We start from the raw sequence: 20,362 nt of genomic DNA on the forward strand, positions 1-20,362 counted from the left end.
TTTACGCTCGGTTCGTCTGAGTTTGTCAGGGCCGTAAGAGGCGCTGCGGCACGAAGCGCATCAATCGCGAGCGATGCTTGAGTGTAAGAAACCATTTTGATACTGTGCAGCTGTAACTCACATAACTCACGGAGTTTTATTATGGCTGGCACAATTACCGCTTTCCTCATCACCTACTGGTTTTACAAAAGCGCCGAAGCGACCGGCAAGAACCCGTTATTTTCCGCCGGATTGGGTTTTCTGTCCTATTTGATTCCCTGCATAGTCTGGACCCTAACCGTAACCCCAGGCCTGCGTGATGCAGTCGAACATAATCCCGGCACCCTGTCCGGCTTGTTTGTCAATTACGCTTATATCCTGGTGGGCGCCGTCTGCGCCATCGGGTTTAAATTCTTGCATTTCAAACAGGCTAAATCGTAAAAGCCAGGTAGCCTCGATAAAAGGGTAACGGAATCGAGAGGCTCATGCCCCACCACCCTCGATTCCTGTGTCACAGAATGTACCAACGGCAGGAGCCGCAACAGCGAAAGTTGCGTGAAGCAATGCGTTTAATCCCGAAATTCCCGGCGTTTAAATGAAAACTCCGGCACCGGCTCAAGATGTAAACTTAATTGTAGGCCATTATTTTTGCCTGCCCCACGTCCGCCATCATCGTTATTCATAATACAGAAGCAAATAAATTTACTCAGCCGTTCTTTTGCTTCTTCTTTGCTGCGATAAGGGCCAAAGTTGCCTTCCCTTGCCAAAAAGAACCATTCCATTATTCCCGTAGTAGGATTACGTTGAGTGTAAACCCTTTCCGCATAAAACATTTGAGAGACCTTTCCTCAGAAAATCAGTGTTTGCTAATGATAGCAAACAATTTGATTTTTGCTAGGTAGATCACAAAATTAGTCAGCCACCTTAGTATAAATACTATATTATAAAAAGTTTTTCACCATTTTCCTAAGCCCAGCTCTGCACAATAACGGCCGCTCAAACAAACGGTGCGCGATGCGCACCATGACTGACCTGTAAAATAAAACGTTTAATTCAAGCTAAATGAGTCAACTCTGCTTGAATGTTATCATGCATCTGCTTGTCGGTTGCGTAATAGGACTATCGCAACTGCCTACAGCCTATGCGGAAACCTCCCCGTTTCAGGATATGTCGAAATTTCTGGAATCACCGGTGCCCGAGCCAACTGAAATTTTTATATTCCAGCCACGTTTTGGAAATTATGAAAACTTTATTATCCGTCCTGCTTTTTACGTTCTGCGCTTCGGCTTGCGCTGAAACGCCCCAGATGGAGTTCGTTACACAGGTTCTCGAACCCACGGGAGGGAAAATTCTACGTCCAAAAGACTGGTTCTATGCTGAGGGACATCGAGGCCCCGCGTACAGATGGACGCTCTCCCGTGAAGACACCTCAGGGAGTAAGCCATATACCACGGGTGTTCGCATCCAGGCATTCGTTGACGTCAAACAAGGCACTGGCAAAACGGCAAAGCAATTCATACTCGATTTTCTTGCGACGAAGAAAAATGAAGCCACGATCGTCAACTCTTGCAATGAATCGAACCAGGGGCTTTTCACACACACATGCCTAGAAACCGAAGAAGGCCCTTACCATATTCTCTACTCGCTATTTTGGGGGCGTAGCGGAACGGACATTGCGGTTGTTTCAATTTCGGGCACAACAAAAGAGTTATGGGCAATCTACTCACCGATATTCGACAAGATGAGCGCCTTTGGACTCATTGATATGGGACGTTTCGTAAAATGAATAAAATACCCAGCTCCGCCTTGCAGCGGACCGCCTGAATTTTACGTTAGGCGTTCTTGATTGTTTCAAAATAGTGGAGACCAGAACCCACTTGAAGCAGCGAAGAACCGTACCGAACTCGACAGAAGCATCATTTCGGTGTCGGCAGCGTAAGATGCGTGGTTTATTGCGGAAGGACAGACAGGAGTCTGCACCCCATCCTATGCCTCTTCGTTTCTGGAAAAGATGAATGGTCTGAAAAATCTACAAGATAGCAGATCAACCGGGAGCGCCCGTTTGTGTTTCAGCCGAGATGGAGGTATTGACAGGATTTAGTATAAAAATCATTGAACTGCTTCCAATGCAATGTTACAGCAAAGGCCTGACAACACTAAGTAATTGATATTTCGCATATAAACCACACTTATTGTAATTTTATCCTTTCAAGCAAATGGGTTATTAATTCGAAATTTTTTAGTTCATATAGGTAATTGTACTAATAGTTTTTAGGTTGCCCATGTGATCAAATAACCCCTAACGAGAACTTCTTAAGCTGGTCGTAATAAACTGTAAGGGTATTTTTTATTGCATCATCTGTGCTGTGCACATGACCGATTCAGATATGAATGCCGGAAATCTTTTTGTTAGGCACTTATTCCTTACCTACCATAGCTTATCATTCTATTGTGGCTTAAAAAATAGGGAGGAGAGTCTCGTTTGCTTAGACGCCTAGCAACAGGCTCATGGGCATTGTTTTTAAACACAATGCCTGAATACACAGTGACAAAACTTGTATATAGCCTGACTTGTTGTTAAGCGCTTTAGGCTATGCAGCTGCAAAAGTTTTTATATACTTTACAAACTGAGAGGATCTTTTTATGAAAAAGAAAACATTGGTATCATCTTTGATCATGGCAACCGCTATTGGCATGAGCGCGAACGCCTCAGCAGCAGCCACAGTACCACCACCCGGCTCATTGAATGACACATGGTTTGAAACGCAGATAAAACAAACCTTGCCAAAGGTTATTGACAAAAAGGATTCTGAAAATCCCTCATCTTGGGTCACTGTCAAAAACTTCAAAGTCGATACCGGCAAAAAAACTTGCTATACCCACTTAATCGATAATAATCCTGCCCCCCCTGCTCCTGCTACTCCTGATTATCTCGTAGAGGTTTATTGCTTTGTTAACTCCGCGTGGACACACCAGTCCACCGCCGACAGAGTTTTTGACATGGCCGATGGCAACGTTGGGCAAGATGCGGTTTTTCTGGAAATGCCGGCAGTAGGTTCTGATTTAACCAAGCCTGAATTTCATGCCGTAAGCTTTGCCGGCACATTGATACTGCAACCCAAGATAGCTAGTAAAGGAGGTTTATCAAGTGTTAAGACCTTAACGACAAAGCAAGGCTTGACGGATTATCACGAGAACGTGACCCTGTTAGGTGCTGAAGTAATTGAAGGCCAAGATCACACCAACTTGAAATTCGCATGGGTCAAGGACCCTACGAAAATTCCAACCGCAAATGATTTGTTCGCTTGCGCACAGAGTTGGGAACAAAATACTAACCGGAAACTTGGTTGCATTGATCCCTTGAAACCTGCGCCACAGTAGAACTAAGTTCACGTTGTAATAACTAGGTTGCCTAGTATTAGGATTCGACGCCTAATTAAGGCGAGCATGATGCTGTTTTAATTAAGGCTGCCTTAGGCAGCCTTAATTTTACCTGCCGACTTTGATTATCGCTTACCTCTCTAATGCAGTTAGGGTTATCTCAAATATCGACGCATTTCAAATGCAAACAAGCTAATGAAGCTGTTTCCTCAACGGCGGCAGGTTAACGAATTCATGTTCAAAGCACTGTTGCCCGGGAGATCGGTCAACTCACAACAAGGGCGCCTGGAAGGCCCCCTGCGGAATCGATCAATATCACCGTCATAAAGCCCTCGATTCTTGTTGGGGCACTTGAACTCGACAGCAATGTTAGAGTCGTATAAGTTGATTTTTCATTCCGGCACTTCCAATCTGAGGTAGAACGGCTATGTTTACAAAACCCTCCACATACCTGCTCGTTGCCTTAAACTTGTTCTTGGCTGCCTGCTCATCAGTCTCGGTCACCTCCGACTACGACCATTCGGCAGCTTTCGAGCAATACCGAACCTATACCTTGGCGCCATCGAGTGAAAACATTGCGTTGTCGCCGTCAAGCGAATCAGCGCTCCGCGACTCCCTTCGCACCAATCTTGCGGCGCGCAACATTGCCGAAGTTTCCAAAGACGCCGATCTTCATGTGGTTCGCCATATTTCCACCAAAGAAAAACTGGCCGTATATCAAACCAATGACTGGAATTACCGCGGGATGCCCTATGGCTACGGACGTTACGGAGCTTGGGCAAATGCTCCCAGCACCTATACTGACATATCGCAATATACCGAAGGAACGCTGATACTGGATTTCGTGGATGCAAAGACTCAGAAATTGGTGTTTCGCGGCACTGGCACCGGCATCGTTAGCGATCCGCAAACCAATGCCAAACGTATTCGTGAAGCCGTTGAAAAAATTGTCACACAATTCCCCAAAACCTTGTCGCATTGAATCTCAACCGCTCAACACGATAAGAAAAGCAGTGGGACTAAGTCTCATTTTGAACTTGCTTCCCTATGCCGTATCTAAAGCAGATTTTGGACGCTGTTTTACCCGCATAGACCATGCAAAAAATTTCTCTCATCCTTTTATGGCTCGGCTCTATTCAATTAATATCAATCGCCCGCGCAGACTCGCCCCCGCCGTTTGATGCCGCTGAACTGGAGCGGCAAATTCATCAACAAATTAATCGGGAGAGACAAAACCATGGCCTGTCGCCATTAAATGGCGAGGAGCAACTCGTTGCCGTTGCCCGCAATCATAGCCTTGACATGGCGCACCATCATTTTTTTAACCATATCAATCTGCACGGTGAATATCCTTCGGACAGAGCCAAACGCCAAGGCTGGAACCAGCAAAAGCAGATCGATCCGACCACAGTGGCCACGGGCGTGGCTGAGAATATTTTTCTGGCTCGTCTTTACGACAAGATCTATACCACCAAACAAGACGGCAGAGTGGTTAAGAAGGAATACGAGTGGGTAGATCCGAATCGGCTTGTCCAATCGATCGTCCAGGGCTGGCTGAACAGTCCGCATCACCGCAAAGTGATGCTTTCGCCGCAATACGATCGGCAAGGCATCGGCGTCGTCGTTTCAGGATACGATGTTTATGTGACCGAGGACCTGTTTTAACGCGCCAGGCAGCGTTGAAACCGGGGATTTCAGCTCGGGCTGAAGTTATTTCGGATGATGTAACCCCGTAGGGTACGAACAGGTATTGTGATTCAGCCTCACGAACTGCACGACAGCATCGAACAACCGGGACGGCTGCGCGCCCAGTCCGGGCGCTTCGCCGCGTAATGATCCTTGCCGGGCTGCTCGTCGTAGGGCCGGCGCAGCAGATCGAGCAGTTCATTGACCAGCGTAAAATCGCCCTGCTCTGCCTTGTCGATCGCGAGTTGCGCAAGATAATTGCGCAGCACATATTTCGGATTGACCGCGTTCATCCGCTGGCGCCGCTCCGCATCGGCAAGGCCGTCCTGAATGAGCCGTTCGCGATATTGCCACAGCCAATGCGACAGCCTTTCCCTGTATTCGGGCGTCAATTGTTCCGACAGGTAATAACAATCCTGTAATAAAGCCATCACTTCGGTTTCCCAGCCCTCATGCTCGGTAGTAGTCAAATCCGCAAGCCGCCGGAAAAACAGCGTCATGTCGGTTTCGACCCGTTGCAGCAGAGCCATCAGTTCGGTAATCAAATCGCCGTCGGTTTCGGGGCGATAGGAAGCGAAACCGAGCTTGCCTGACATCATCCGCTGCCATTCCCGATCAAAGGTTTCGGCATAGGCCGTCATGCCCGCCTGCAACGGTTCGGCCTCGCCGAAAATAGGATACAGCGCGTTGGCCAATTGCCCGAGGTTCCAATAGGCGATTTGCGGCTGCTGACCGAAACGGTAGCGGCGCTCCTCGGAGTCGGTCGTATTCGGCGTCCAGTGCGGATCGTAATTGTCCATCCAGCCGTAGGGACCGTAATCGATCGTCAGCCCCAGGATCGACATATTGTCGGTATTCATCACGCCGTGCACGAAACCGACGCGCTGCCAGTGCACGATCATCGCCGCGGTTTTGCGGCAGACTTCCTGAAACCAGTCCGCATAAACTTCCGGCGACGGTGCGCGAAGATGAGGAAAATCGACCCGCAACGTATAGTCGACAAACTGGCGCAAGAGATCGATTTCGCCGCGCGCGGCCAGAATCTGAAAATTGCCGAAGCGCGTGAACGACGGCGCGACCCGGCAGACGATCGCGCCCGGCTCGGCCTTCGGGTTGCCGTTGTAGAACGTATCGCGAATCACCGCTTCGCCGGTCAGCACCACGCTCAACGCGCGCGTGGTCGGCACGCCGAGGTGATGCATCGCCTCGCTGCAGAGAAACTCGCGGATCGACGAGCGCAGCACCGCCAGACCGTCCGCGTTGCGGGAATATGGCGTCGGCCCCGCGCCTTTCAGCTGCAAGGCCCAACGCTCGCCGCGCCGGTTGATGACTTCGCCGAGATTGATCGCGCGCCCGTCGCCGAGCTGGCCGGCCCAGTGACCGAACTGATGACCGCCGTAACACATCGCATAAGGCTCCATGCCTTGCGCGAGCCGATTGCCGGCAAACACCTGGGTGAAATCTGCGGATGCGCAAAGTTCCGGGGACAAATCGAGCAGTTCGGCCACTTCGCTGGAATAGGCAACCCGTTGCGGCGCGGAAACCTGGGTCGGCAGTACCCTCGAATAACTGGCACCGGCAATTTGCCTTCTAAAATTGGCCGTTTCGGGGTCGCCCGGAAGTTCGCGAATGAAGCGGTTGTCGAAGACCAGGTCGTCGAGAGAGGAAAGGAATGTTCGAGAGTTCATGAATTAATAAGACTGCCTATACGATTGGGCGTTCTTTAATTCTGAGTGTTTAGGTAGGAAACTGTCAAGCTTTCGCCGAACGCCAAAGCCGCCTGAGTCATTCGCCTTATCATGAGATAGGATCAGCGCAGGACTGATAGGTATTTTCCTGTCTCCAAAAGCAGGATAGCCGCTAATGCGGCTATCCTTATGACCTTTCGATCTGTAGATCGTTTTAAAAAAGCGTGTCTATGCTGAGCTTCATTTCCAAATATTGAAGCTCAACTCGTAAATGCTTCATTACAAAGAATTAATTATGCGGGTTGCCGTGCTCATTTTCGCTTTCAACCTCTCCGCAGTCATCACCCTCTAAATCATCATCATCGATGCAGGTGTCTTTTCCTTTCCCTTTGATTTTGGTGTCATCTCCGTCTCCGCCGTCAACGTCATCACTACCGGTGCCGCCGTCGAGGGTGTCATCCCCATCGTCGCCACGGAGTGTATCTTTACCGTTGCCGCCGCTCAAGTCATCGCCGTTGGGGCCTCCGTTCAGCTCATCTTTGCCGTTGCCGCCTTCAAGATGGTCAATATCGGTATCTAATGCGTCCACGACACCGTCTTGGTTAAAATCGCCGCCGCCTGCTTCATCTTCGACTTCAGCAGGATCCTCAATATCGTCATCATCATAGCCGAATAAAAAATCATTACTGTTGCCGCCGTAAACAAAGTCATCACCAGGACCGCCGACTAAATGATCGGAACTGTTGTTGCCATGAATGGTGTCGTTGCCCTCCAAGCCGTAAATGACGTCTTTGCCGTTCATTCCGCAAATAGTATCGGGACCACTCGTGCCATAAATGGTATCGGATTTGTTACTTCCGATAATGGTCAAGCCTGTTATACCTTCCTCATAGCCTTGCGGGAGCACAATGTCTTGGCAATTGTTTTTATCTGCATCGCATAATTGATAAGCATGTACGTCGTCTTCGAGATTGGCGTCAGTATCGCCGAAAAAAGTGAGTTGTTTGGTCAAAACTACGTTTGCCGATTTAATCACGCTCTCCGGGCATTTTTTCATCGACTGTTTATTGGCATTGTCGGATTTGGCCCATACGTTCTGACCTAATGCCAAGCCGCCCAGGCATAGCCAAATGCCGGTATAAATTAGTTTTTTGTTCATTATTTTGTCCTCATTTAAAATTTAAACCGTCAAAATTCAAGAAAAGCCTCAGGAAATCTGAGTCACGGGCCTTTCGCAGAAGACCATACCCTGATGCAAAAAAATTACCGTGCTCACGTCGGCAGATTTGTGAAGTTAATTATAAGGCTACTTCATCCCTATATAAAAGCCTTTTGTAAGCAGTTTTTAAGCTAGAGTCTTTCACGCCCCTCTTACTTCGTTGATTTACAAACGAATCTTCTTGCGCTACCGGTCCCTAATCGCTATCATTTAATCTATTATTAATCTTTCTTTAATCTCTACTTCATCTTTAATCTGTATGCTCAGACTTATCAGCAAGAAGATACTTTTATTTTCATTATAAGCTCCACGAATCGTCATGATCAGATCTCCACACTCCCCAAGCCGGCGCGCAGCGCCGCTCCTGATTGCGCTACTCGGCAGCATGCTGAACGGCTGTCAAACACTGTCTTCCTGGCATCCTTTCGATGACGCCCCTCCCCGCGTCAGCGCGCCGGCGCCACGCCCAGAAATCGATACCATCGCCAGCCACGAATTTGATCTGGCGCCCGACCAGGGCATGGTCGGCACGCTCGCGGCAGTCGACACGCGTGAAGGCGACACGCTTTCCGACATCGCCCGCCATTACGGCCTGGGCTTTAACGACATCGCGATCGCGAATAGCGCGATCCGGCCCTGGACGCCCAAGCCAGGCAGCCGGGCGCTGTTGCCTTTGGAGTTCATCTTGCCCGATGCGCCGCACAAGGACGTCGTACTGAATCTCGCGAACATGCGCTTGTTCTATTACCCGAAAAAAGAGCCGGGCACGTTATATACCTATCCGGTCGGCATCGGCCGGCAAGGCTGGAGTTCGCCGATGGGAGTGACGAACATCGTCGAGAAACAAGCCAATCCGGTCTGGCATGTGCCGCCGTCGATCCTGCGCGAACATGCCGAAAAAGGCGACATACTGCCGGCCGCGGTGCGCTCGGGCCCGGACAACCCGCTCGGCTATTTTGCGATGCGGCTCGGCTTTCCGAGCTATCTGATCCACGGCACCAACAAACCCTACGGCATCGGCATGCAGATCAGCCACGGCTGCATTCAGCTGTATCCGGAAGACATCGAAACGCTGTTCAAGAAAGTATCGGTCGGCACCAAGGTGCGCATCGTGCATCAGCCTTACCTGGCGGCCTGGCAGCAGGATGCACTGTATATCGAGGCGCACGAACCGCTGGACAAATGGGCAGAGGGTAAAGGCAAGAGCAAGTTGAAAAAGCAGTTCCTCAAAAAACTGAAGACGCTGGCTGCCGACAAAAACGCTGACATCGATTGGGAAAAAGTCGAACGGGTGATAGCGCGTGCGGACGGCATTCCGACGCCGGTATTGAAAAACAGCCCGGAACTCGCGGAACTCTCACAAAAAGCGGTGCAGCTTACGCACCCTGAACGCTTGTACGGACAACCCGAAATTGCGGACCTGAAGGACAGCGACTGGTCGATGCGAGTCGCGAGCTATCAAACCGAAGCCGAAGCCGACCAACTGGCGGCGATGCTGAATCATCAGGGACCGCCGATCCCGGCGCGCAAGGTCAAATTGAACGATCAATACCATGTGATCGCCGGCCCTTATAAGAGCAAGAAGGAAGTCACCAAAGCCGCCAAACGCGTGCTGATGGACTTCGAAATGAAGACTGAAACAATCAAACCGGACCAGAACAAGTCCTGATTTTACGAGCGATCCCGCGCTAGCGCGGGAACGCGGTGAAAGGATTATTTTTTGCGGGGCCTGCTGCCGCCTCTGGCTTCGGCCTTCGGTTGAGCCGCGGCATTGTCTCTCGGCAAACCGGCAAATTCAAACAGGATGTCCAGTTCCTTGTCGGACAGTTCGTAAAAGGAATGCGCTTTCAGGCGTTCGGGCAGCACGACCGGCCCGTAGCGCACCCGCATCAAGCGGCTCACGACCACCTGCTGCGACTCCCACAAACGCCGGACCAGGCGGTTGCGGCCCTCGCTGACCGTCACGTAATACCACTTATTCGCGCCTTCGCCGGCGTAAAAACGGACCTCGTTGAACTTGGCCAGTCCGTCTTCGAGTTCGACGCCCTGCTTCAATTTTTCGATCGTCGCCTCGGACACCTCGCCCAGGATGCGCACCGCATATTCGCGTTCGATCTGGGTTTTCGGATGCATCAGCAGGTTCGCCAGTTCACCGTTATTGGTGACCAGGAGCAGGCCCGAGGTATTGATGTCGAGACGGCCGACCGCGATCCAGCGCGCCGCCGCGAGTTTCGGCAATTGCGTAAAGACCACCGGGCGGCCTTCCGGGTCGCGGCGGGTGACGACTTCGCCGGTCGGCTTGTGGTACAGCAGCACGCGGGTCGGCTGGCGGTCGTATTTTTGCCAATCGACATAGCGGCCGTTGATTTGCAGCGTATCGCCCCGCTGCAAGCGCACCCCCAGAGCCGTGACGGCGCCGTTGACCATCACCCGGCCTTCCTGAATCCAGCGCTCGATTTCGCGGCGCGAGCCGACGCCGCCGCGCGCCAGGACTTTTTGAATACGCTCGCCCGCGCCTTCTTCCGGCGCGGCCGCTACGGCTTTCGGTCTGGCGGGCGGTTTGGCTTCAGGCGATGGTTTCCGGGTCGGCCTCGGCGGCTGTTTCGGCTGGTTCGTCTCGGGTTTCGAGAACTTCTTCTCTGGTTTCCTGTTTTTCACTGGCTTCCTGTTCAGGGGCTTGCGTGACTTCCGGCGTCAATTCGAGCGCTTGTATCTGCTCCAACGTCGGCAACTCACTTAATGACTTGATATTGAAATAATCCAAAAACTGCTTGGTCGTGCCGTATAAACCCGGCCGACCCGGCACTTCCTTATGCGCGACCACACGAATCCATTCGCGTTCGAGCAAGGTCTGAATGATGCCGGAACTGACGCTGACGCCGCGAATGTCTTCGATGTCGCCGCGCGTGACCGGCTGCTTATAGGCGATGATCGCCAACGTTTCGAGCAAGGCGCGCGAATATTTCGGCGGTTTTTCCTCGAACAGGCGCTGGACCCAGCGCGATAATTCCTGCCGGACCTGAAAACGGTAGCCGCTCGCGACCTGTTTCAGTTCGACCGGACGGGCTTGATAGTCGGCCGCAATCGCGTCAATCGCGACCTGAATCTCGGCAAGCTCAGGCTGTTCGATCTCGGGAAAGACCTGCTGAACATCCTTGCAGGTCATCGGCCGGTTCGCGGCAAATAGTATGGCTTCTACGATAGGTTGAATTTCCACGGCGATTTATCGCGTTTCAGTTAGGGGTCGCCGCGGCGGCGCCGCGCACGGTGATCTCGGCAAACGGTTCGAGTTGAATGATTTCGATCAATCCTTCCTTGGCGAGTTCGAGGATCGCCAAAAACGCGACCAGCACGCCGGGACGGCCTTCCTTGTAGAGGAACAATTCGGTAAAGCGCAGGCTTTCGGCGCCTTTCAGGTTATCCAGGATGGTGGTCATGCGTTCGCGGACCGACAGCGGCTCCAGGACCACCTGGTGATGGCTGAATTGCTCGGCTCGCTTCAAGACTTGCTGCAACGCCTGCAATAGCTCCTGCATCGTCACATCGGGCAGTTTCTTCTCGAAAGTCAAGTTCGAGGTATCGGCAACGCAGGTAAAAAGCTCGCGCTCCAGCCTCGGCATCAGTTCGATCTCCTCGGCTGCTTTTTTGATGCATTCATATTCCTGCAGGCGGCGGATCAACGTCGCCCGCGGATCTGCCTCGTCTTCTTCCGCTTCCTGCTGCCGCGGCAGCAACATACGCGATTTGATTTCCGCGAGCAGCGCCGCCATCACCAGATATTCGGCCGCCAGCTCCAGGTTCATTTCGCTCATCATCTGAATGTACGAAATGTACTGATGCGTCACATTGGCGATCGACACCTCGACGATATCGAGGTTCTGCCGCCGGATCAGATACAGCAATAAATCCAAGGGCCCCTCGAACAGTTCGAGAAACACTTCGAGCGCATTCGGCGGGATGTAAAGATCGTCCGGCAGTTGCTCGATCGGCTCGCCGTTCACGATCGCAAGCACCGCCGCCCGCTCCGGTACGAAATCGTGACTCAAATCATTCATCGCTCAACCATCGCCCGGCGCCTCTGCATAAGCATCAGATGCCGGCGATCGAAAAAAACAGCTGTTGCGCAAGATACATCGGATATTCCAGAATCGCATTCAAAATCCGGGTATAAAGCAGCACCAACAGGATCAGGAACCCGTAACGCTCCAGGCGATTGTACTTCCATGCCCAAGTGTTCGGCAAAATCCCGGTGAGCACGCGGCTGCCGTCCAGCGGCGGAATCGGCAACAGGTTGATCAGGGCCAGCACCAGGTTGATCGAAATACCGGCGACGCCGGAGTAAATCAACGGCATTGAAATCGCTTCGATGCCGATCAGCACGCCAAGCCGCGCCAGCAGCGCCCAGCCGATCGCCATCAACAGGTTCGAAATCGGTCCCGCCAATGCGACCCAGGCCATGTCCTTGCGCGGGTTCTTGAAATTCCGCGCATCGACCGGCACCGGTTTGGCCCAGCCGAAAATGAAGCCGGTGCCGGTCAGCAGCAACAAGCCCGGCAGAATCACCGTGCCGAGCCAGTCGATGTGGTTGAGCGGGTTCAAGGTCAGCCGGCCCTGCTGGTCGGCGGTATTATCGCCGAATTTTTTGGCGACCCAGCCATGCGCGACTTCATGCACGGTAATCGCAAAAATCACCGGCAATATCCAGACCACGATCCGCTGCACCAGCGACAATTCATCCATCATAATGCGGTCTCCTCAGTTAATCCAGCATCGGCGCGATGCCGATGCCTTGCCGGACGATTTCGGGACCGTTGCTCGAAAATTCAATGATCGTGGTTTCGCGGTACTCGATGATCCCGGCGTCGATCACCAGCTCGATCTCATGCTCCAGGCGTTTGCGGATATCATAAGGATCGGTCAGCGGCTCATCCATGCCGGGCAACAGCAGACTGGACGTGAACAAAGGCTCTCCCAACTCCTCGACCAGCATCTGCGCGACCGGGTGTTGCGGAATCCTAATACCGACCGTTTTCTTTTTCGGATGTTGCAGGCGGCGCGGCACTTCTCGGGTCGCGTCCAGGATGAACGTAAACGGGCCCGGCGTCAGCGCCTTGATCATCCGATAGGCGTCGTTGCTGATCTTGGTGAAATTGGACACCTGCGCGAGGTCCTTGCAGACCAGCGTAAAATCGTGCTTGTCGTCAAGCTGGCGAATGCGGCGGATTTTGTCCAGAGCGCCCTTATCGCCGATCTGGCAGGCGAGCGCATACGAGGAATCGGTCGGATAAACGATGACTCCGCCTTGGCGAATAATCTCCACTGCGCGATGGATCAAGCGCAACTGCGGATTTTCGGGATGAATTTCAAAAAACTGGGCCATTTTTAAGAAGGGCGTCAAACAATGTGTCATTATAACGTATTCGCTCCCCAAACCGTTGAATAATGTATTGAATATAGTGGAGTTTCTGCCATTTGGGGAAGGCGCCCTGCATGGGAACACGATAAGATAGCTAGCATCAGCGCTCGGATTCTTTCTTCGCGACCTTGTTGCGTAAATAAACCGGCTGCGCATCTTCGACGTCGACAGCCTGCCCCAACGCGTAACCGCGCGCGCCCAACCGTGCGACCGCCGCCGCTCGCGGCAGATTATCGGTTTCGATTAAACCGATGCGCCCGGCCAACCGTTGCGTCAACGCCTCCCGATAAACACCCCATCCGGTGCCGATGCCGGCGCCGGTCAGATCGGGGAAGGTGATCGCTTCTGCCGGCGTGACTTTTTCTTCGCCCAATAACTCGGCAAAACCCGACGCACCGCGTTGATACACCGCAAAATAGATTTCGCCCATCCGGGCGTCCATCGCGGTGAAAGCGGTATCGGGGCCCTCGGCATTTCTGTCGAAAAACTCCTGCGCGACCGCCGCCAGCGTCGACACCGGCACGACCGGCAGATCGCCGCCGAGCGCGATGCCGTGGATCACGCCGGTCGCGATCCTGACGCCGGTAAACGAACCGGGGCCGCGGCCGAACGCGAGCGCGTCGAGTTCGGAGAGTTTCAATCCGGCCTCGCTCATCAGGCCGTCTATCATCGGCAGGATCAATTGCGCATGGTCTCTCGGCGACACCTGGTAGCGCTCGATCACTTCGCCATCGAGATACAGCGCGGCCGAGCACGCTTCGGTTGCGGTCTCCACCGCGAGTAATTTCATGATTATCGAATCCACTTCCTGAACAAAAACGGCACGACACTTCCGATCAAGATCGAAAACAGCACCATGCCGATATGCTGCCGGCTCCAATTGACCGGATACACATCGGCCCTGACCGGCCCTGTCAACCCCGGAATACTCGGCAAATCGCCGTCGCCGCCGTCGACCTTCAATTGCGCCTTCATGCCTTTTTCCTGGTGCTGCGGCAGTTCGCAGTGCACCAGATAAGTCTTTTTCCGGCTCGGCAGGATCATCGAGGCCTTCAATTGCCCGTGCCCGAACAGCTCCAGATGCAGCATGCCTTCGGGATAGAGATAGCCCGGCAGACCGTGGATCATCATCTGATGCCGAACATGGTCGTCGTTGATGAAGGTGATGTTGATCTTCGCGCACGGCTTGACGTTCCATTCCTGCTGGTCGTAGGCGAACATCTTGCCGGGAAACTTTTTCGCGTGCTCGCGGCCGGCGCGGATCGTCAGCTCGACCGTTTCGGAAATTTGCGGGCAATCGCGCGGCAGCCGGTCCGGATTCGCGTTCATGATCATGCCGGTCTCATCCATCATCATGCCCTGATGATGCATCATGGCGGCGTTTGCCTGCGGCAATAAGCCGACAGCCAGCAGCAAGCCGGCGGAGATCGCGGTCATTCTGGACTTCATCATTGACGCCTCCGGTAACCGGTGAAAATCAGATAGACGAAAAGCCCGAACGCGCCGCCGCAGGACAAGCCGAACGCGGCCAGCTTCAAGATGTTCGGCTCGATCCGGCCCGGCTCGCCGAGCATATCGGTAAAATCGCCCTGGGCCCAGGGCGGCTGTTTTTTCGCATAATAATTTTTGTCGAACGCGACATCGAGCATTTCGTCATGCATCTTCGGCATCCCTTTATCGTCCAGATAAGCCTGATAGCCGATCAGCGAGATATTGCCGCCCGGCTCCATGCCGTCGGTCGTCTCGCCGTTCGAGGCATGATCATGGAACATCCACACGCCCGGCCCGTAACTGTGCAGACCGTCGTTGACCGTTTTTAGATCGACATCGATCCGCTGCGCGGGCGCGATGTCGAGCACGTCGCGCGTCTCCCTGACCGCCTCGGGCCTCTCGACGCCGTCGGTCGCGGTCACGGTCACCTTATGGCCGTGGATATGCAGCGCCATCGGCGAACGCTGCGCATTCGCGATGCGCAACTTGATGTTTTCGTTTTCGCCGGCCGCGATCAACCCGTCGCGCACCGTATAGGGAAAGGAATGGCCGTTCAGCAGGAAATAGTTTTCATGCGACTCGGTGATGTTGTATTCGCGGCTCATCCGTTTCGAGATCAGGCGAGCGTCGTTCGCATTCTGGATCACCGCGGACAGTTTCTTGTCGAGCGCTTGATACAAGAGGTCGAATTCGCGGCTATAGCCTTCCTTGACCTTGACCGACGGATGCCGGACCTGGCCGGCGCCGATGTTAAAGGTCTGCACCCAGTTGTTCGGCTTGTTTTCCTCGACCACGAAGATGCCGCTGAGCCCCATCATCATGTGCTGTGCGGTTTGCACGTGGCAATGATAGAGCATCGTGCCGGTATGCCGGGGTTTCATCTCATAGGTATGGCTCGCGCCCGGAAACACCGCATGCTCCTCCATGCCGTCGTTGTCCTCGCCCGCCGCGGTCATGAACGGATGATCGACGCCGTGCAGATGGATCGTATGCGGCAGATAATGGATGTTTTCGAGCGTGAGCTTGACCGTATCGCCCTGCTCGACCCTGATCGTCGGTGACGGCGCGCGCAAGATCGGATTGGCCTGCATCGTGAAGAAGTTCTTCAGCGCCATGCCTTGCGATTTCGGCGCGAACACCCAAAGCCCCGGTTTGATACCCGGCGCGATGTCGAAGGTGTTGATCAGGAATTCGCCGTCTGGACTCGCGCCATTCAACTCGACCACTTCGAGCTTGATTTCGATCACGTCCGGGTCGCCGTCGCCGTCGAGGTCGTCTTTTTTGACGACCGCATCCTGCGCCATGCGCGTCTGCATCAGGGTCGCCATCGAGATGTTGTTGGTGCCCTTGACCGCCGCGGCGATGTCATAAGGATTGTCCGGATCGCAGGACAGCGCCTCGTCGATGCTGACGCCGTCGATCGTTTGCGCCTGGCGCCATTCGGGATGCTCGTCCGGGCAAGGCTTCTCGGTGCCGCCGGTTTCGGCCGAACGGGTATAAACGGTCGAAGGCGACAGCGCGCCGCCCTTTTCCAGCCCGAATGGCGCCAGCCACCAGGCCGCGCCTGCCAAGGCGGCAACGAGCGAGATTAATAAATAACGTTTTTTGGGGGTCATGCGGCGATGAAAACTGCAAAAATTAAGGGTTATTGTAAAGGTCCGGGGGGCGAAAAGAAACTCGCACAAACGACGCGGCGGTTTGAACTCATGATTATCGGCGCGTCCGATTGTGTTAACCTAGCCGCAACAAAAAACGGTCAGGATCATGAAATTCGCGATACAAATCAACGCCGGCCCCTATGCCTCGAACGCCGGCCATACCGCCTTGCGCTTCATCGAGGCCGCGCTCGCCTCGGGCCACGAGATCGTGCGGGTCTTTTTTTATCATGACGGCATTTATCACGGCCTGAAATATGCGACCCCGCCCGACGATGAATTCAACTACGCCGCGAAGTGGAGCGCACTTGCACAGCGCCACCGGCTCGATCTGGTGTTGTGCATTTCGGCCGCGCAAAAACGCGGCCTCCTCTGCCGCGACGAAGCCGAACGCCAAGGCAAGCGCGATGACGATCTGGCCGCGGGCTTTCGAATCGGCGGCCTCGGTCAACTGGTTGAGGCGACGCGGCACGCGGACCGCTTCCTGGTCTTTGGGTAAATCGCGATGAAAAGCTATCTGTTTATTCTCCGTAAACCGGCTCACGGCGGCGCCTTCGTCCAGGAAATGCTCGACATTATCTTGACGACCGCCGCATTCGACCAGCAAACGTCGATTTTGTTGCTCGACGACGCGGTCTTCCAATTAAAAAAAGGGCAACAGCCGGAACGTTTCGGCATGAAGGATACCGCGTCGATCTATCCTGCACTCGAAATTTATGACGTGAAACACATCTATGCCGAGGCCGAATCGCTCGAAGAGCGGGGGCTGAAGCCGGGCGACCTCTGCCTGCCCATCGAATCGGTTTACCGAAAAGACATCCCGGGCCTGATGCGGCGCCATGACGTGCTGTTTCCGGGCTAATCATGGTCTGAGCCCCAATCTGCAAGCGAGGCGGCAGCCGCAGGGATTGCGGCACGGTCAAAATTTATTTTTCGCCTGATTATGGCCGCTTACCGTCTGATCGCCGGTATTTTTTTTGAATGCCTCGAAAAACTGTGTCATATGCCGCAGCGAGTCGGTCATATCCCACAACCGCCGCTTTCTCCTGCTCCCTAACCCATTGAAAATGGCGGATTTTGCTTAGACAAAACCGCTATATCCAGCAGTAATCATGCCAATTTATGCGACATTTTGTCGCGCGTCAATCCGCCGCATTTTCTAACGCGAACTGTGCCGGTAGACTTGGTTTCAACTTTTGCAAGGCCTGTAAAACCTCTTAAGTTATCATCCTTCCTCTCTCGGTGCGGGCCGGCTTCCGGTCCGCACATTTTTTTAAGGGGCCGACATGAAACGCTACAACACGCTACTGATCAACCACATTCCGGCAAATCCTGAAACCCTAAAAAAACAAACCGCGATCCATGAGGCCGGACACGCCGCCGCGATCTATCTCGGCAACAAACAAAAACAATTGCCGCCGGTTTTCTTCCAGATCCTGATCCAGGATGCGCTGCATGACCCCCCCTGGCCATGCCGGACCGGCACTCCCTCTGCCGCAATGACCTGCTTTGCAAAAGTCGAAGGCGGCCGCCTGATTCATACCCTGCCCTCCTCGCTGCCGGAAGCCACACGGCGCTTTTCGCCGCTGGAGCGGCAAGCCTATCAGTCCGCTTTCGAGGCGGATATCGTCAATTTTCTGGCAGGCCCGCTCGCCGAAGCCAAATATGTGGCGTCATGCGATGACGAAATCTTCAATCCACGCCTGGTGAATCTCGATGCGCTGCATTTTTACGGCGGCACGGCGGATGTCGCGCTGGCCAAGGAATACCTAGCCTGCCTGATCGCGGAACCGCGGGAAAAAGAGCGGCTGATCGCCGAACTGTTCATGACCGCCTACCAATTCATCAGCCAGCGTTCGCACTGGCGCGCGATTACCGCGTTGGCCGATTTCATCCTGAGCTCAGGTAAAAATGTGATCGCCTGCGAGGACATCATCCGGGTCCTCGATGCGCAAACGGCCTGAGCGATTTTTTGCGCCCGGATAAAATCAGGCGGCGTGTGCCGCGCGCTCGCCGAACAACGCGGTGCCGACCCTGACGATCGTTGCACCTTCCAAAACCGCCGCCTTTAAATCGCCGGACATGCCGAACGAAAAAGTATCAAGCTCCGGCCGCGCGAGCTCTTTGACCGCCTCGCATAAAGCCCGGTAAGGCTGCCTTTGCCGTTCAAAATCGCTTTCCGGCGCCGGAATCGCCATCACCCCGCGCAGCCTTAAATGAGGCAGCGACATGACCTGTTCGCACAGCGCCGGCAGTTCGTCGAGGCCGACGCCCGATTTGGACGCCTCGCCGCTGATATTGACCTGCAAACAAATATTCAACGGCGGCAAGCCCGCCGGCCGCTGATCGTTCAGCCTTTTGGCGTTTTTGAACGAATCGATGCTGTGCACCCAATCGAAATGCGCGGCCAGCAGCTTGGTCTTGTTCGACTGAATCGGACCGATGAAATGCCAGGTGATGTCATAAGCGCCCAATTCCGCCTGTTTTTTCACCGCTTCCTGGCAATAACTCTCGCCGAAATGACGCTGCCCGGCCCGGTAGGCTTCGGCAATGTCATGCGCGGGCTTGGTCTTGCTGACCGCCAATAGCAGCACCCTATCCTCCGGGCGCTTAGCGGTGCCGCAATAGTCCCGAATTTGCTGGCGGATGAGTTTCAGATTTTGGCTGATCATGGCGTCTTAATGTCGAAATAACGAGAGAGCCGGCTATTAAACACCACGCCTTTCAAAAAACAAAGAGTTGAACTACTTTTTAAGAACAGATCAGCCACTTTTAACCCCCTTTTAGAGAAAATTATGGATATTGCCGAGTTACTGGCTTTTTCGGTCAAAAACAATGCGTCGGATTTACATTTATCGGCAGGGCTGCCGCCGATGATTCGGGTGGACGGCGATATTCGCCGGATCAACGTGCCGCCTCTCGATCATAAAGCGGTACACTCGCTGATGTACGACATCATGAACGACAAGCAGCGGCGCGATTATGAAGAATTTCTCGAAACCGACTTTTCGTTTGCGCTACCCGGCGTCGCGCGCTTCCGGGTCAACGCCTTCAATCAGGAACGCGGCGCGGCGGGGGTTTTCCGGACCATTCCGTCTAAAGTTCTGAGCCTCGAAGACCTGAAGGCGCCGAAATTTTTCGAAGAAGTGACCCGCAAGCCGCGCGGCCTGGTGCTGGTCACAGGGCCCACCGGTTCCGGCAAATCGACCACGCTGGCGGCGATGATCAACCACATCAACACGAACGATTACGCGCACATCCTGACCGTCGAAGATCCGATCGAATTCGTGCATGAAAGCCAGAAATGCCTGATCAACCAGCGCGAGGTCCATCGCGATACGCACGGCTTCAACGAAGCCTTGCGCTCGGCCCTGCGGGAAGACCCGGACATCATCCTGGTCGGCGAAATGCGCGACCTCGAAACGATCAGGCTGGCGCTGACCGCGGCCGAAACCGGCCACCTGGTGTTCGGCACCCTGCATACGACTTCCGCCGCGAAAACGATCGACCGGATCATCGACGTGTTTCCGGCCGCCGAAAAGGACATGATCCGCTCGATGCTGTCCGAATCGCTGCAGGCGGTCATTTCGCAAACATTGCTCAAAAAAGTCGGCGGCGGCCGTATCGCGGCGCACGAGATCATGGTCGGCACCGCCGCGATCCGCAACCTGATCCGCGAGGCGAAAGTCGCGCAAATGTATTCGGCGATTCAAACCGGACGCAAGGACGGCATGCAGACACTCGACCAGAATCTGAAGGAACTGGTCGACAAGGGCCTGATCACCTCGAAGATCGCAATGACCCGTGCGGTCAACAAAGACATGTTCCGTTAAGCCCATCACCCCAA

22 protein-coding genes are annotated in these 20,362 nt (G+C 54.0%); 10 read left to right on the top strand and 12 right to left on the bottom strand.

Translation table 11 applies throughout. The features are described from left to right. Window positions 1-141 precede the first annotated feature (141 nt). Window positions 142-420, top strand: coding sequence for a hypothetical protein (locus METLA_RS0112250; RefSeq protein WP_024298826.1), 279 nt, complete (start codon window positions 142-144; stop codon window positions 418-420). 128 nt (window positions 421-548) lie between these two features. Here the strand turns inward: METLA_RS0112250 and METLA_RS20900 are convergent, their stop codons facing one another. Beyond that, window positions 549-812 (bottom strand): hypothetical protein, encoded by a 264-nt coding sequence (locus METLA_RS20900; protein ID WP_036281702.1) that lies wholly within the window; start codon window positions 810-812, stop codon window positions 549-551. Between the two features lie 407 nt (window positions 813-1,219). Between METLA_RS20900 and METLA_RS0112255 the strand changes: the two genes are divergently transcribed. The 4 genes from METLA_RS0112255 (at window position 1,220) to METLA_RS0112270 (ending at window position 5,025) form a co-directional block, all read left to right on the top strand. Next, on the top strand, window positions 1,220-1,765 hold the full coding sequence (locus METLA_RS0112255; protein WP_024298827.1) for a hypothetical protein: 546 nt from the start codon (window positions 1,220-1,222) through the stop codon (window positions 1,763-1,765). 857 nt (window positions 1,766-2,622) lie between these two features. After that, window positions 2,623-3,360 carry a hypothetical protein gene (locus METLA_RS0112260; RefSeq protein WP_024298828.1) on the top strand — a complete coding sequence of 246 codons (738 nt, stop codon included), beginning with the start codon at window positions 2,623-2,625 and terminating at the stop codon, window positions 3,358-3,360. 427 nt (window positions 3,361-3,787) lie between these two features. Next, window positions 3,788-4,342, top strand: coding sequence for a DUF4136 domain-containing protein (locus METLA_RS0112265; RefSeq protein ID WP_024298829.1), 555 nt, complete (start codon window positions 3,788-3,790; stop codon window positions 4,340-4,342). 113 nt (window positions 4,343-4,455) lie between these two features. Continuing rightward, a complete protein-coding gene (locus tag METLA_RS0112270) occupies window positions 4,456-5,025 on the top strand; it encodes a CAP domain-containing protein (RefSeq protein WP_024298830.1) in 570 nt (189 codons plus the stop codon). Window positions 5,026-5,123: 98 nt separating this feature from the next. On the opposite strand, the gene METLA_RS0112275 is transcribed toward METLA_RS0112270, so the two are convergent. Together METLA_RS0112275 and METLA_RS22630 are read right to left on the bottom strand one after the other, a co-directional pair. Next, window positions 5,124-6,734 (bottom strand): protein adenylyltransferase SelO, encoded by a 1,611-nt coding sequence (locus METLA_RS0112275; protein ID WP_024298831.1) that lies wholly within the window; start codon window positions 6,732-6,734, stop codon window positions 5,124-5,126. A 289-nt stretch (window positions 6,735-7,023) separates the two neighbouring features. Beyond that, the gene (locus tag METLA_RS22630; RefSeq protein ID WP_024298832.1) at window positions 7,024-7,893 is read right to left on the bottom strand and encodes a calcium-binding protein; all 870 of its coding nucleotides are present in this window, start codon (window positions 7,891-7,893) and stop codon (window positions 7,024-7,026) included. Window positions 7,894-8,272: 379 nt separating this feature from the next. Between METLA_RS22630 and METLA_RS0112290 the strand changes: the two genes are divergently transcribed. Continuing rightward, window positions 8,273-9,622: a L,D-transpeptidase family protein gene (locus tag METLA_RS0112290; RefSeq protein ID WP_024298833.1), complete on the top strand. Its 1,350-nt coding sequence runs from the start codon at window positions 8,273-8,275 to the stop codon at window positions 9,620-9,622. A gap of 44 nt (window positions 9,623-9,666) precedes the next feature. On the opposite strand, the gene rluB is transcribed toward METLA_RS0112290, so the two are convergent. The 8 genes from rluB to METLA_RS0112330 all read right to left on the bottom strand — a co-directional run bounded on the left by rluB (window position 9,667) and on the right by METLA_RS0112330 (window position 16,476). Next, a complete protein-coding gene (rluB, locus tag METLA_RS20905) occupies window positions 9,667-10,611 on the bottom strand; it encodes a 23S rRNA pseudouridine(2605) synthase RluB (RefSeq protein ID WP_024298834.1) in 945 nt (314 codons plus the stop codon). Then, on the bottom strand, window positions 10,520-11,170 hold the full coding sequence (scpB, locus tag METLA_RS0112300; RefSeq protein ID WP_024298835.1) for an SMC-Scp complex subunit ScpB: 651 nt from the start codon (window positions 11,168-11,170) through the stop codon (window positions 10,520-10,522). Before scpB ends, rluB begins: the two co-directional genes overlap by 92 nt. A gap of 16 nt (window positions 11,171-11,186) precedes the next feature. Next, window positions 11,187-12,008: a segregation and condensation protein A gene (locus METLA_RS0112305; protein ID WP_024298836.1), complete on the bottom strand. Its 822-nt coding sequence runs from the start codon at window positions 12,006-12,008 to the stop codon at window positions 11,187-11,189. Window positions 12,009-12,042: 34 nt separating this feature from the next. Continuing rightward, on the bottom strand, window positions 12,043-12,696 hold the full coding sequence (locus METLA_RS0112310; RefSeq protein ID WP_024298837.1) for a site-2 protease family protein: 654 nt from the start codon (window positions 12,694-12,696) through the stop codon (window positions 12,043-12,045). Between the two features lie 16 nt (window positions 12,697-12,712). Next, window positions 12,713-13,333 (bottom strand): L-threonylcarbamoyladenylate synthase, encoded by a 621-nt coding sequence (locus METLA_RS0112315; protein WP_024298838.1) that lies wholly within the window; start codon window positions 13,331-13,333, stop codon window positions 12,713-12,715. Between the two features lie 136 nt (window positions 13,334-13,469). Beyond that, window positions 13,470-14,159 carry a tRNA (adenosine(37)-N6)-threonylcarbamoyltransferase complex dimerization subunit type 1 TsaB gene (gene tsaB / locus METLA_RS0112320; RefSeq protein WP_024298839.1) on the bottom strand — a complete coding sequence of 230 codons (690 nt, stop codon included), beginning with the start codon at window positions 14,157-14,159 and terminating at the stop codon, window positions 13,470-13,472. 2 nt (window positions 14,160-14,161) lie between these two features. Beyond that, a complete protein-coding gene (locus METLA_RS0112325) occupies window positions 14,162-14,821 on the bottom strand; it encodes a copper oxidase (RefSeq protein WP_051459776.1) in 660 nt (219 codons plus the stop codon). Further along, window positions 14,818-16,476 carry a multicopper oxidase domain-containing protein gene (locus METLA_RS0112330; protein WP_024298841.1) on the bottom strand — a complete coding sequence of 553 codons (1,659 nt, stop codon included), beginning with the start codon at window positions 16,474-16,476 and terminating at the stop codon, window positions 14,818-14,820. Before METLA_RS0112330 ends, METLA_RS0112325 begins: the two co-directional genes overlap by 4 nt. A 148-nt stretch (window positions 16,477-16,624) precedes the next feature. On the opposite strand from METLA_RS0112330, the gene tusD reads away from it, so the two are divergent. The 3 genes from tusD (at window position 16,625) to METLA_RS0112350 (ending at window position 18,479) form a co-directional block, all read left to right on the top strand. Then, window positions 16,625-17,014 carry a sulfurtransferase complex subunit TusD gene (tusD, locus tag METLA_RS0112335; RefSeq protein ID WP_024298842.1) on the top strand — a complete coding sequence of 130 codons (390 nt, stop codon included), beginning with the start codon at window positions 16,625-16,627 and terminating at the stop codon, window positions 17,012-17,014. 6 nt (window positions 17,015-17,020) lie between these two features. After that, a complete protein-coding gene (tusC, locus tag METLA_RS0112340; protein WP_024298843.1) occupies window positions 17,021-17,377 on the top strand; it encodes a sulfurtransferase complex subunit TusC in 357 nt (118 codons plus the stop codon). A gap of 424 nt (window positions 17,378-17,801) precedes the next feature. After that, on the top strand, window positions 17,802-18,479 hold the full coding sequence (locus METLA_RS0112350) for a hypothetical protein (protein WP_024298844.1): 678 nt from the start codon (window positions 17,802-17,804) through the stop codon (window positions 18,477-18,479). Window positions 18,480-18,503: 24 nt separating this feature from the next. On the opposite strand, the gene METLA_RS0112355 is transcribed toward METLA_RS0112350, so the two are convergent. Then, entirely contained in the window at window positions 18,504-19,187 is a 684-nt protein-coding gene (locus METLA_RS0112355) for a YggS family pyridoxal phosphate-dependent enzyme (protein ID WP_024298845.1), read from the bottom strand. A gap of 123 nt (window positions 19,188-19,310) precedes the next feature. On the opposite strand from METLA_RS0112355, the gene METLA_RS0112360 reads away from it, so the two are divergent. Next, entirely contained in the window at window positions 19,311-20,348 is a 1,038-nt protein-coding gene (locus tag METLA_RS0112360) for a type IV pilus twitching motility protein PilT (RefSeq protein ID WP_024298846.1), read from the top strand. The last annotated feature ends 14 nt before the right edge of the window (window positions 20,349-20,362 follow it).

Origin of the sequence: Methylomicrobium lacus LW14 (assembly GCF_000527095.1) — a bacterium.
In the GTDB taxonomy this organism is placed as follows: Bacteria; Pseudomonadota; Gammaproteobacteria; order Methylococcales; family Methylomonadaceae; genus Methylomicrobium; species Methylomicrobium lacus.